A 12,462-nucleotide genomic window follows, 5' to 3' on the forward strand; every position below is an offset into this window, starting at 1 on the left:
GGACAAAGACTAGGCGCTGACACCGACAACATCCCAAACGGCATGGTTCGGCCGGATCGGTCCCACGCGCCCCGGCATGCGGGCGCTGTTCTACGCTCACCGCATGGCTTCCATGATCACACCTCTGATCACACCTCTGATCGACCTCAACGCCGATCTCGGCGAGGGCTTCGGGCGCTGGACGCTGACCGACGACGAGGCCCTGCTGTCCGTGGTCACCAGCGCCAACGTGGCGTGCGGCTTCCACGCCGGGGACCCGTCCATCATGCGCCGGGTCTGCGAGCTGGCCGCGGAGCGGAGCGTACGGATCGGCGCGCAGGTCTCGTACCGGGACCTGGCGGGCTTCGGGCGCCGCTCGATGGACGTGCCGGCGGGCGAGCTGGCAGACGAGGTGGCGTACCAGATCGGGGCGCTGGAGGTCTTCGCGCGGGCGGCCGGCTCCAGGGTGTCGTACGTGAAACCGCACGGTGCGCTCTACAACCGCACCGTCCACGACGCTGATCAGGCGGGCGCGGTCGTCGCCGGGGTCCGGACCGCGGCCGGGGCCGGTGACCTGCCCGTACTGGGCCTGCCGGGTTCGCTGCTGCTGGCCGCCGCCGAGGCGGCGGGGCTCACGGCCGTAGCGGAGGCCTTCGCCGACCGGGCGTACACGCCGGCCGGGACGCTCGTGCCGCGCGGCGAGCCGGGGGCGGTGCTGCACGACCCGGACGCCGTGGTCGCCCGGTCGGTCGCGATCGCGACCGAGGGCGCGGTGACGGCCGCCGACGGCTCCCGGGTGACGCTGGGGGCGCGCTCGCTGTGCCTGCACGGGGACACCACGGGGGCGGCCGGGCTCGCGCTGCGGGTCCGCGAGGCGCTGGACGCCGCGGGGGTACGGGTCGAGGCCTTCACGTGAGGCCCCTGATGATGGGCGGCGAGGCGCTGCTGATCGAGCTGGACTCGGCGGCCGAGGTGGCGGCGCTCCACGCGGAGCTGCTCCGGCGGCGGGACGCGGGCGAGCTGGGCGGCGTACGGGACCTCGTACCGGCCGCGCGGAGCGTGCTGCTGGACGGTGTCCGCGAGCCGGGCGCGCTGGCGGAGCGGATCGCGCGCTGGCAGGTGCCGCCGCTCGCGGAGACCGAGGGGCCGCTGGTCACCGTCCCGGTGCGGTACGACGGGCCGGACCTGGCGGAGGTGGCCCGGCTGTGGGGGGTCGCGGACGGGGAGGTGGCCGGGATCGTCGGCGAAACCGTCTTCCGGGTGGCCTTCTGCGGGTTCGCGCCCGGCTTCGGCTACCTGACCGGGCTGCCGGAGCGCTTCCACCTGCCGCGGCGGGACACGCCCCGTACGGCCGTCCCGGCGGGCTCGCTGGCCCTCGCCGGCGAGTACGCGGGGGTGTACCCGCGCTCCTCCCCCGGCGGCTGGCAGCTGATCGGGACGACGGACGCGGTGCTGTGGGATCCGCAGCGGGAGCCAGCGGCGCTGTTCGCGCCGGGGGTACGGGTGCGGTTCGAGGAGGTGGCGGGGTGAGGGGAGCTGCGCTGGAGGTGCTCCGGGCCGGGGCGCTGACCACGGTCCAGGACCTGGGGCGGCCCGGCCACGCGCACCTGGGGGTGCCGAGGTCGGGCGCGCTGGACGCGGGGGCGCACGGCCTGGCCAACCGGCTGCTGGGCAACCCTCCGGACGCGGCCGCCCTGGAGACCACCCTGGACGGGGTCTCCCTGCGGGCGCTGGCCCCCGTGACCGTGGCGGTCACGGGCGCGCCGTGTGCGGTACGGGTGTCAGGTCGCGCGGTGGCCTGGGGAGCGCCGGTATGGCTCCGGGCCGGGGCGGAGCTGGAGGTGGGCCGGGCGGAGTCGGGGGTCCGCAGCTACGTCGCGGTGCGGGGAGGGTTCGCCGTACCGCAGGTCCTGGGCAGTCGCTCGACGGACCTGCTGTCGGGGCTGGGGCCGCCCGTCCTGTCGGCCGGGACGCTGCTGCCGGTGGGCCCGGCCGGTCCGGATCCGGTCCGCGGGGCGGATGCGCCGGCGGCGCCTGGGATGCCGGCCGAACTGGTGCTGCCGGTGCGGCCGGGGCCGCGGGCGGACTGGTTCGAGCCGGCTTCGGTCGCGGCCCTGTGGCGTGCGCGGTTCCGTGTCTCGCCGGCGTCCAACCGCATCGGCCTGCGCACCGAGGCCGGGGCCCCGCTGGTCCGGGGCCGCGGCGGTGAACTCCCGAGCGAGGGCATGGTCCTGGGCGCGGTCCAGGTCCCCCCGGACGGCCTGCCGGTGGTCTTCCTGGCCGACCACCCGGTGACGGGCGGCTACCCGGTGGTGGGCGTGGTCCCCGCGGGCCCGGCCCTGGACGCGGCGGCCCAGGCCCGGCCGGGGGTGCCGGTGCGGTTCGTGAGGGCCCGATGAAACGCCCGGGGGGCTTGCGGCCAAGTACCGGGTGAGGGGGCCGACCGGGTCCCCGGCGCAGGGGAGGGGCCGGGTGCACAGCCCACGTCATGAGACCGGACCGCCGGATCTCACCACGCCCGAGGGGTTCGGGGCGTTCTACGAGGAACACGTCGACGCCGTCCTCGGCTTCGTCACCCGCCGGGTCTGCGACGCCCACCTGGCGGCAAGGCGCTCGGAAAGGCCCGCGAAGAGCCCGGCGCCCCGCAGTCGGCACCCCACGGCACGCCGTCTCCGCGGCCGTGACAACAGACCTGGGCCCGGCCCCCTCGTCAGGGGGCCGGGCCCAGGTCTGTGCAGCGGGGGCGGGCCGGGGCCTACACGGCCGACTCCGGTGTGATCCGGCTCCTGACCGCCGACTGGACGTCCTCTTCCTCGGCGGGGTCGGCCGCCAGGCGGCGCAGGCGCGGTGCGACCCGGGCGTCCGCGGTCTCCGCGTGGCGGGCCGCCACCTCGCGGGTGGTCTCCTCGCAGTCCCAGAGGCATTCGACGGCGAAGCCGGCCGCGAAGGACGGGTCCGTGCTGGCCAGGGCGCGCGCCGCGCGCCCGCGCAGGTGGGAGGAGGCCGTCTCGCGGTAGATGTGGCGCAGCACCGGTGCCGCGCAGCCGATGGACAGCCGGCCCGCCCCGTCGACCAGGGCGAACAGCCGCTGGGCGTCCGGCCCGGAGCCGCGGACCGTCGAGCGCAGGGCGCCCAGTACGAGTCCGGTATCCTCCGCTCCGCCCCGGGCCGCCAGCAGCGCGGCCGCGGCCGCGCCCAGTGCGTCGGGGCGGTGGATCCACTGCCGGGCCCGGTCGACGGCGGCGGGGCCGCACATGCGCTCGTAGGCGGCCACGGCGGGCTCGTCCCCGGCGGCTTCGATGAGGTCCAGTACGGCCGGGTTCTCCGGCTCGGCGAGGACCAGGTGGTGCAGGGCGGTGGCCCGGGCGGCCTCGCCGCCCGCGCCGGCGGCGGCCGCGAGGATCGCGGAGCGGTCCTCGGGCGCCGCGACGGCGGCGAGGCAGCGGGCGGCGGGTACGTGCAGCGGGGTGCCGCGGCGCAAGCCGTCGGCGGCCCAGTCGAAGACGGCCTGGACCCCCCAGCCGGGCCGGGGCCCGTTCGGGGTGAGCTGGCGCTGCCAGCGGTCGAAGGAGCCCTGCTGTCGGGCCGCGCGCAGGCGGTCGCCGTACTCGGGTGACTCTTCCCACAGACACCAGGGCCGGGGCTCGTAGGCGTCGCGGACGGCGGCGGCCAGCCGCGCCTCACCCTCGGCGTCGGCCGGGAATCTGGCGAGCACGGGCGCGGCGAGGCCGCGCAGCCCCTCGTCGTCGTCGCGCAGGGCGAGCTCGTCGAGGGCCCAGGCCCAGTTGGCGCCGGAGGCGGCGTAGCGGCGCAGCAGCATGAGCGCGTCGTCGCGGCCGTACGAGGCCAGGTGGCCCAGGACGGACAGGGCGAGGCCGGTCCGGTGGTCCGCGTCGTCGACGAGGTCGTCGGCGCTGAAGAGGTGGCTCTCGATCGCACCGAGGGGGCCGTCGAGATCCAGGTACAGGCGCGCGTAGTACAGCGAGCGGTTCTCGACCTGCCAGTCCTGGCGCGGGTCGCTGACCACGCACTGGTTGAGGGCCGCGAGGGCCTCCGCCCGGGGCGCCGCGAGGGCGTGCAGCGTACCGTCGCCGCGGCCCCGCTGGAGGAGCCCGAGCAGGGTGCCGCTTGGCGCTATGACTGGTTCGAACATGGGAATGGCCTCAAATCAAGCTGGGGACGCAACCGGGAATCGGGATTCACAGGGCCGCGTAACAGCATGTGAGGACGTCCGCCGTCATGTTCCGCTCGATGTAGACCATTGCCTTCTCACTCTCGTCGGTGCTCCGCGACCACGTCGGCCGGGTTTGCGCAGGGGATGGGCCCGGACACCCTTCGTGTCCTGCCCGCTCCTGCCCGTCCGCCGCGTTCGCGAATCGAATCCGTCGCCATGATGACCCAGCCGGTTTGTGCGCCGCGACCACATTTACGGCCGCCGTGACCATTCCGTGAGGTGGCGGACCGATCAGACCCTGCCAGGTCACGGGCAAAAACGGACTACTCGGCTCCGAACAGTTCCAGCAGGTCGGCCTTGGCGAACATGCGGGCGGTGTCCACGGCGGAGGGGGTTCCGGCCGTCGGGTCGGCGCCTCCGTCGAGCAGCGCGCGGATGACGGTCTCCTCACCCTTGAAGACGGCGCCGGCGAGCGGGGTCTGGCCGCGGTCGTTGGCGCGGTCGGCCTCGGCGCCGCGGGCGAGCAGGGCCGTGACGGTGGCGGCGTGGCCGTGATAGGCGGCCAGCATGACGAGGGTGTCGCCGCGGTCGTTGGTGAGGTTGGCCGGGACTCCGGCGTCCAGGTACGCGGTGAGCGTCTCGGTCTCGCCCTGCCGGGCGAGGTCGAAGATCTTGGTGGCCAGCTCGATGACGTCCTCGTCGGGAGCGCCCTGGGAGCCGCCCTGGGTGGGCTCGTGCTCGCTCATCTGTCGTACCGCCTTCCACTCGCTGTTGACGTGAGATTCCCCGCGCCGGGCGGGCAGGGGGGCGTACGGCACTGCGACCGTACGGGTGAATCGCCAGAGTAGCGCCCGGACCTGCACATACGGGGCCCCGGCCGAGGCAAGGATCCCCCTCGCGGCGGACGCGCCAGCCGGACTGCGCCGGGCAAGTGAAAAAAGACGGGATTCACCCGTATGCACCTTTTATCGCATTGATACTTCCTGTGAGCCTGGAACAACTGATGGTGACCGTCCCCTCCCACCAGGAGAACCTCTCATGATCCTGTCCATCTCAGGCGTCGTCCTGCTCGGCATCATCGCCTTCCTCTTCTTCAAGAAGGACGGGATGAAGCTGTCGCACGCGTTCGTCTGCGCGCTGTTCGGCTTCTTCCTCGCCGGTTCCGCCATCGCCCCGAGCATCACGGCGAGCACGGCGAGCCTCGCGAGCCTCCTCGGTGGGATCAAGCTCTAGCCCCCCAACCGCACCGTCCCGCACCGCACACAACTCCAGGAGACGACCGTGGCCCGGCGCCCACTCCCCCGCATCCTCAGCAACGGCACCACGTCGCTGGCACGGGGCCGCGACCTTGCTCGCACGGCCGCCGACAGCGCCACGGACGTCCTCCATCCGCTCCTCGTCATCGGGCGCGGCCTGCGCGTCCTGGCCGCGGCCGGGCGGCGCAAGTGGGCCCGGACGCCCAAGGACAAGCGTGGTCCCGCACTGTTCCTGGGCGCCGCCTGCGTCCTCGTGGTCGCGCTCGTCCCGTACGGCCCGCTGCTCGCCCTGATCACCCTGATGGCGGCCGCGGCCTGGCAGGGGCGCGACCGGGCCCCGGTGAAGACCGGGCCCAGCGAGGCCGAGACCGAACGGCTCGGCTCCCTCTACGAGGCGCTCGTGCCGTACTTCTCCATCCCCGAGGACCCGAACCCGCTCTTCGCCCACGGCGGGGAGTGGGACAAGGCCTTCAGCGACTACGCCTTCGACGAGGCGGGCCGTGTCACCCGCCTCCGGATCCGCTACCCCGCCTACTTCACCGACGGCGAGGCCGCCTCGCGGGCCCGGATCGAGACCCTGCTGCACGCCAAGTCCGGGCGCGGCCGGGAGTACCTCTTCGACTGGGACGAGGAGGGCAACCAGCTCGACCTGACCGTGCTCGCGCCGCTGCCGACGGGCATCGCCGCGCAGCCGTTCGTCACCTCGCCCGGCGAGACCGTGCTCGGCTTCACCGACGTCGGCGCCGTGCAGCGCACCCTGCCGGTCCTGGAGGACGACGAGCCGCGCGACGTGCCGCCGGTGATCTGGCGCACCGGCCCCCGCTCCACCGAGCCGCACCTGCTGGCCGTCGGCCGGCCGGGCAGCGGCACCTCCTCCCTGCTGCGCTCGATCGCCCTCCAGGCCCTCCACCACGGGGGCGACGTACTGATCGTGGAGGGCGGCGGCAGCGGGGAGTTCTCCTGCCTGTCCGGGCGTACGGGCGTCCTGGCCGTGGAATGCGGTCCGGCCGGGGCGCTGGCCACGCTGGAATGGGCCGCGCGCGAGACCGAGCGGCGGCTCATCGCCACGCACCGGGCCCGCGAGGCCGGCCGGCCGGCGCCCGAGGACACCCGGCGGCCGCTGTGGATCCTGCTGGACCGGCCCAGCGTGCTCGCGCACCTCGCGACCGCCGAGGGGAGCCCCGATCCGCTCTCCCAGCTCCAGGTACCGCTGCGGCACGGGCGCGCCGCGTACGTCACGGTCGTGGTGGCCGAGCAGTTCGACCACCTGGAGCTGCTGAACGACGCCGTCTGGCAGCACACCCGGGCCCGCATCGTGCTCGGCCCGGCCGCGAGCCAGCAGATCACCGACGTACTGGGGCTGCCGCCGCACACCACGCCGACGGCGCAGGTGCCGCCGGGGCGCGGGTACGCGCGGCTCGGCTCGGGTCCCGTGCACCGGTTGCAGGTGCCCGCCACGCCGGACCCGTACGACGACGCCACGCACCCGGGACACCGCCAGGCGGTGCTGGAGCTGCTGCCGGGGCGCCAGCTGCCGGCCCCGGGCGGACCGGGCCGGGTCACGCTGGCGAAGCCGCTGCACATCGTGCAGCCGCCGGCCCGGGCGCAGGGCCCGTCGATCGACGCCGCGGAGGCCGGGGAGGTCCCGGCCGAGGCCCCGCCGGCCCGCGGCCCCTGGCCGGTCGGCCCCTGACCCTCTTGCGCGACCGACCCTCTTACGCGACGAACGTGCGCGGGGGTTCCGCGCTGCTGCCCGCCGCTCCCGTGCCGACCAGGCGGGCGGCCGCAGCGAGGCGGACCGCGGCCTCCTCGGCCACCGGCCCGCCGACGGTGAACGGCAGCCGGACGTAGCCCTCGAAGGCCCCGTCGACGCCGAACCGCGGCCCCGAGGGGACCCGTACGCCGACCCGCTCCCCCACCTCGGCCAGCCGGGAGCCGGACAGCCCGCCCGCGCGGGCCCACAGGGTCAGCCCGCCCCGCGGCACCTCGAACTCCCAGTCCGGCAGCTCCCGGCGCACCGCGGCGACCAGCGCGTCCCGGTTGTCCCGGGCCTGGTCGCGGCGGATCTGCACGGCCTGCGCCCAGCCGCCGGTCCGCATCAGCCAGTTCACCGCGAGCTGCTCCAGCACGGGCGTGCCGAGGTCGGCGTACGCGCGGGCCGCGACGAGGCTGCGGATCACGTCGGGCGCCGCGCGGACCCAGCCGATCCGCATGCCGGCCCAGAAGGCCTTGCTGGCCGAGCCGACGGTGATCACCGAGGAGCCGGCCGGGTCGAAGGAGCAGACCGGACGCGGCATCTCCAGCGCCGGGTCGAGCTGGAGCTCGGCCATGGTCTCGTCGACGACGAGTACGGTGCCGGCCGAGCGGGCCGCCTCCACCATGGCGCGGCGCTGCTCGTCCGAGGCGAGCGCCCCGGTCGGATTGTGGAAGTCGGCGACGACGTACGCGAGGCGCGGCGCGGCGTCGCGCAGCACCTGCCGCCACACCGCCATGTCCCATCCGGCCAGCCCGTCGGCCATCGCGACGGGTACGAGCCGCACCCCGGCGGCGCGCATGAGCTGGAGGATGTTGGCGTAGGAGGGGGATTCGACGGCGATCCGCTCCCCGCGCCCGGCGAAGAGGCTGCAGATGGCGTCGATGGCCCCCATCGCCCCCGTGGTGACCATGATCTGCTCGGGCATGGTGGGGATGCCGCGCTCGGTGTAGCGGTCGGCGAGCATCCGCCGCAGCGCGGGCAGCCCGGCGGGGTAGTCCCCGTGGGTGTGCGCGTACGGCGGGAGCTCCTCCAGCGCGCCCTGTACGGCCTTGGTGAGCCAGGGCTCGGGGGCCGGGAGCGCGGCGCAGCCGAGGTCGATCATCGAGCCGAGGGATTCGGGCGGCAGCGGCTCCAGGCCGCGGGCGGGCAGCGGGTTCCCGGCCGGTACGGAGGTCCAGCTGCCGGCGCCGCGGCGGGACTCCAGGAAGCCCTCCCCGCGCAGGGCCTCGTACGCGGCGGCGACGGTGGTGCGGGAGAGGGAGAGGGAGACGGCCAGCTCTCGCTCGGCGGGCAGCCGGGCGGCGACCGGGACGCGGCCTTCGAGGACGAGGAGCCGGATGCCGTCGGCCAGGGTCCGGTACGCGGGGAGCTTGCGCGCGCCGGGGACGCCAGGGCGCGCCTGCTGGGAGGTGATGAGACGGGCGAGCTGTGCGGCACCCACCGCCGAAGTCCACTCTGCCATGCTGTCCGGTCCACCTTCGTCGAATTGGCCCCACCCGGCCCCGGGTGCGGCCGATATTGGATCGCTTCCGCCCCCACAGCCTGTCATGCCTGGGTCCACCGGGACCAGGGCGCCGCGGCGTTCACCGTGCGGCCACCGTGCGGCCATCCGGCCGCTCACTCCCGACGGGGCACACGGTGCATACTGCGACGGGTGACGCACGTACGCCTTCGCCATCCGTATCTGGACCACCCGGCTCCGATCCCCTTCGCGCACCGGGGAGGTGCCGCGGACGGGCTGGAGAACACCGCCGCCGCCTTCCGGCGGGCCGCCGACGCGGGATACCGGTACTTCGAGACCGATGTGCACGCCACCGCCGACGGGAAGCTCGTCGCCTTCCACGACTCCACCCTCGACCGGGTCACCGACGGGCAGGGCCGGATCGCGGAGCTGACCTGGAGCAAGGTGCGCCAGGCGCGGGTGGCGGGCTCCGAGGCGCTGCCGCTCTTCGAGGAGCTCCTCGAAGAGTTCCCGGAGGCCCGCTGGAACGTGGACATCAAGTCCGAGTCGGCCCTGCACCCGCTGGTCAACCTGATCGCGCGGGCGGGGGTCTGGGACCGGGTGTGCGTGGGCTCGTTCTCGGAGAGCCGGGTGGCCCGCGCCCAGAAGATCGCCGGCCCCCGGCTGGCGACCTCGTACGGGGTGCGCGGAGTGATCGGCCTGCGGCTGCGCTCGTACGCGATCCCCGCGGCGCTGCGGGTCGGGGCGGTGGCGGCCCAGGTTCCGGAGACCCAGGCGGGCATCCGCGTGGTCGACCGCCGGTTCGTACGCACCGCGCACGAACGGGGACTCCAGGTGCACGTGTGGACCGTGAACGAACCGGAACGCATGGAGGCGCTGCTCGACCTGGGAGTCGATGGCATCATGACCGACCAGATCGACATCTTGCGCACGGTGCTGGACCGGCGCGGGGCCTGGGCCTGAGCGCCCGTACGGCCACCGTGCCCGGTGGGGCGGCCGCAGCGGTACGGGGACCAGCGAGGGGGCACTCATGAGTGCGCAGACCACAGAGGAAGCGGAACCGGGCGCGGAGGACGGCAGAGCCGCCGTTGCCGCCAAGGCGGCCCGCAAGCGCGAGCAGCACGGCTGGTACTTCTACGACTTCGCCTGCTCGGTCTACTCGTCGACCGTGCTGACGGTGTTCATCGGCCCGTACCTCACGACGATGGCCGAGGCCGCCCAGGACGCGCACGGATACGTCCACCCCCTGGGGATCCCGGTCCGGTCGGGCTCGTTCTTCGCGTACGCCGTCTCGATGTCGGTGATCGTCGCAGTGCTGGCCATGCCGCTGGTGGGCGCGGCCGCGGACCGTACGGGCCGCAAGAAGCCACTGCTCGCGGCAGCGGCGTACACCGGCGCGGCGGCGACCACCGCGATGTTCCTGCTGGGCGGCGACCGCTACCTGCTGGGCGGTGTCCTGCTGATCGTGGCGAACGCCGCGATGTCGGTGTCGATGGTGCTCTACAACTCCTACCTGCCGCAGATCGCGGAGCCGGCGGAGCGGGACACCGTCTCCTCGCGCGGCTGGGCGTTCGGCTACACGGCGGGTGCGTTCGTCCTGATCCTGAACCTGGTCCTGTTCCAGTCGCACGAGTCCTTCGGGATCTCCAAGGACGCGGCGGTACGCATATGCCTGGCCTCGGCAGGGCTGTGGTGGGGCGCGTTCGCGATCATCCCGCTGCGCCGGCTGCGAGACCGGGCGGTGGTCCGCTCGGATGCCGACCACGCGGCCGCCGGGTCGGGGTGGAAGCAGCTCGTCGCCACGCTGAAGGACATGCGGCGGCACCCGCTGACGCTGTCGTTCCTCCTGGCGTACCTGGTCTACAACGACGGGATCCAGACCGTGATCTCGCAGGCGTCCGTCTACGGCAAGCAGGAGCTGAAGCTGGAGGACTCGACGCTGATCACGGCCGTGCTGCTGGTGCAGATCCTCGCGGTGGCGGGCGCGATGGCGATGGGCCGGCTGGCCGTGTCGTACGGCGCGAAGCGGACCATCCTCGGGTCGCTGGTGGCCTGGACCGTGACCCTGGCCGCCGGTTTCTTCCTGCCGGCGGGTGCGCCGGTGTGGTTCTTCGCACTGGCGTCGATGATCGGACTCGTGCTGGGCGGCAGCCAGGCACTGTCGCGCTCGCTCTTCTCGCACCTGGTGCCGGCGGGCAAGGAGGCCGAATACTTCTCGGCGTACGAGATGAGCGACCGCGGCGTGAGCTGGATCGGACCGCTGGTGTTCGGCCTGACGTACCAGGTCACCGGCAGCTACCGGGACGCGATCATCTCGTTGGTGGTCTTCTTCGCACTGGGTTTCGTGCTCCTGGCGCGAGTGCCGGTGCGGCGCGCGGTGGAGGCGGCGGGGAATCCTGTTCCCGAGCGGATCTGAGTGGATCCGGTGGCCGCTCCGACCGGGGCCACGACCCGGATCTTCATACGAATTCCGAACGGATTTCGACGTTGAAGCGAAGGGCCGGTAGTGTACGCCTTTGGCCTGCCAGCCGGACCGTTACTGCGCGCTAAAGAACTGAAGACGTTGGGTGACATCTGCTGCCAGATGTGACAAAACGGGCACTGGTGGGTACAACAAGGGGCGGCACGACGGGCGACGCATCAGCCGGAGCGGGAATCTATACCGCCGACCGGACGTTGACCGGATGACGACGACAGCGACACCTGTCCTGTGGGCGACAAGCCCGGGAGGCACGATTCATGAGTGAGCGAGCTCTCCGCGGTACGCGGCTCGTGGTTACCAGCTACGAGACGGACCGCGGCATCGATCTGGCCCCGCGCCAGGCGGTGGAGTACGCATGCCAGAACGGACATCGATTTGAGATGCCGTTCTCGGTTGAGGCAGAGATTCCGCCGGAGTGGGAGTGCAAGGCGTGCGGCGCCATGGCACTCCTGGTTGACGGGGACGGGCCCGAAGAGAAGAAGGGCAAGCCTGCGCGAACGCACTGGGACATGCTCATGGAGCGGCGCACCCGCGAGGAACTGGAGGAAGTGCTGGCCGAGAGGCTGGCGGTCCTGCGTTCCGGCGCCATGAACATTGCCGTGCATCCGCGGGACAGCCGCAAGTCCGCCTGACAGCCGGACGTGTAGCAGAACGAAGCCGAGGGCCCCCGCCACGAACTGTGGCGGGGGCCCTCGGCTTCGTTCCGTCCCTGCTCGCTCAGGGCGCCAGCGGCGGCCGGTACCCGGCGTCGGGCCCCGGCTGCTGCGGCTGCTGCCCGTCGCGGATGACCTCGCCCTGGACGATCTTGCCGTCGGGCTGGTGGATCCGGGCCTGCTGGAAGGCGTCGCCGAAGCTGCCGGCCGGAGCGGTGGCCATCTTGCGCTCCAGGGAGCCGGACAGTCTGCGGCCGGTCCATGCCCGGACGGGCGGGACCAGGAGGAGCAGGCCGACCACGTCGGAGAGCAGGCCCGGCAGCATCAGGAGCAGTCCCGCCAGCATGGTGAGGCCGTTGCCGCCGCCCGGCTGCTGCGGGGCGGGCTGCTGCCCCTGCTGGGCCTGCTGGAAGGTGTCCGCCAGGTTCTTGAAGGCCCGCCGCCCGGCCCGCTTGATGACCACGACACCGAGCACGATCCCGCCCGCGAGCAGCGCGGCGACGGTCAGCCCGCCGGCCGCGCCGGCGACCAGGCTCAGCAGCCAGATCTCCAGGATCAGCCAGGCGGCGACCGCCAGCGGAAGGAAGGTGCGGGCACGCGAGCGCCGCCGGGGGGCCGTCGAGAGGGGAGCGCCGGTCGTCATACCACCCAGTGTGCCTGGGGCGGCGTAAAAAGCGGCCTCAGCCGGAGGTACCGGACA

Annotated in this window: 12 protein-coding genes; 8 read left to right on the forward strand and 4 right to left on the reverse strand. The window is 73.7% G+C overall.

Annotated elements, in window-relative coordinates:
* Nucleotides 1-103: 103 nt before the first annotated feature.
* The 3 genes from OG509_RS07810 to OG509_RS07820 are packed head-to-tail and all read left to right on the forward strand — an operon-like array spanning nt 104 to nt 2,378.
* A complete protein-coding gene (locus tag OG509_RS07810) occupies nt 104-895 on the forward strand; it encodes a LamB/YcsF family protein (RefSeq protein ID WP_406181220.1) in 792 nt (263 codons plus the stop codon).
* Complete coding sequence (locus OG509_RS07815) at nt 892-1,509, forward strand: allophanate hydrolase subunit 1 (protein ID WP_406181222.1); 618 nt, start codon at nt 892-894, stop codon at nt 1,507-1,509. Before OG509_RS07810 ends, OG509_RS07815 begins: the two co-directional genes overlap by 4 nt.
* Nucleotides 1,506-2,378: a biotin-dependent carboxyltransferase family protein gene (locus tag OG509_RS07820; RefSeq protein WP_406181224.1), complete on the forward strand. Its 873-nt coding sequence runs from the start codon at nt 1,506-1,508 to the stop codon at nt 2,376-2,378. Before OG509_RS07815 ends, OG509_RS07820 begins: the two co-directional genes overlap by 4 nt.
* A 356-nt stretch (nt 2,379-2,734) precedes the next feature.
* Here the strand turns inward: OG509_RS07820 and OG509_RS07825 are convergent, their stop codons facing one another.
* The gene (locus OG509_RS07825) at nt 2,735-4,132 is read right to left on the reverse strand and encodes a HEAT repeat domain-containing protein (RefSeq protein ID WP_406181225.1); all 1,398 of its coding nucleotides are present in this window, start codon (nt 4,130-4,132) and stop codon (nt 2,735-2,737) included.
* A 344-nt stretch (nt 4,133-4,476) separates the two neighbouring features.
* Nucleotides 4,477-4,899, reverse strand: coding sequence for an ankyrin repeat domain-containing protein (locus OG509_RS07830; protein WP_387291487.1), 423 nt, complete (start codon nt 4,897-4,899; stop codon nt 4,477-4,479).
* A 292-nt stretch (nt 4,900-5,191) separates the two neighbouring features.
* On the opposite strand from OG509_RS07830, the gene OG509_RS07835 reads away from it, so the two are divergent.
* Both OG509_RS07835 and OG509_RS07840 read left to right on the forward strand, forming a co-directional pair.
* Entirely contained in the window at nt 5,192-5,386 is a 195-nt protein-coding gene (locus OG509_RS07835) for a hypothetical protein (RefSeq protein WP_030162614.1), read from the forward strand.
* 48 nt (nt 5,387-5,434) lie between these two features.
* Nucleotides 5,435-7,102 (forward strand): hypothetical protein, encoded by a 1,668-nt coding sequence (locus OG509_RS07840; RefSeq protein WP_406181228.1) that lies wholly within the window; start codon nt 5,435-5,437, stop codon nt 7,100-7,102.
* A gap of 22 nt (nt 7,103-7,124) precedes the next feature.
* Here OG509_RS07840 and OG509_RS07845 read toward each other — a convergent pair whose 3' ends face one another.
* The gene (locus OG509_RS07845) at nt 7,125-8,627 is read right to left on the reverse strand and encodes a PLP-dependent aminotransferase family protein (protein WP_406181230.1); all 1,503 of its coding nucleotides are present in this window, start codon (nt 8,625-8,627) and stop codon (nt 7,125-7,127) included.
* Nucleotides 8,628-8,819: 192 nt separating this feature from the next.
* On the opposite strand from OG509_RS07845, the gene OG509_RS07850 reads away from it, so the two are divergent.
* From OG509_RS07850 to OG509_RS07860, 3 genes are all read left to right on the forward strand, one after another.
* Entirely contained in the window at nt 8,820-9,590 is a 771-nt protein-coding gene (locus OG509_RS07850; RefSeq protein ID WP_406181232.1) for a glycerophosphodiester phosphodiesterase family protein, read from the forward strand.
* A 67-nt stretch (nt 9,591-9,657) separates the two neighbouring features.
* On the forward strand, nt 9,658-11,043 hold the full coding sequence (locus OG509_RS07855) for an MFS transporter (protein ID WP_406181233.1): 1,386 nt from the start codon (nt 9,658-9,660) through the stop codon (nt 11,041-11,043).
* Between the two features lie 323 nt (nt 11,044-11,366).
* Nucleotides 11,367-11,741, forward strand: a complete 375-nt coding sequence (locus tag OG509_RS07860) for an RNA polymerase-binding protein RbpA (protein WP_007262928.1) — start codon at nt 11,367-11,369, stop codon at nt 11,739-11,741.
* An 85-nt stretch (nt 11,742-11,826) separates the two neighbouring features.
* Here OG509_RS07860 and fxsA read toward each other — a convergent pair whose 3' ends face one another.
* Entirely contained in the window at nt 11,827-12,405 is a 579-nt protein-coding gene (fxsA, locus tag OG509_RS07865) for an FxsA family membrane protein (protein ID WP_406181235.1), read from the reverse strand.
* Between the last annotated feature and the right edge of the window lie 57 nt (nt 12,406-12,462).

This window comes from Streptomyces sp. NBC_01006 (assembly GCF_045162725.1).
Lineage (GTDB): Bacteria > Actinomycetota > Actinomycetes > Streptomycetales > Streptomycetaceae > Streptomyces.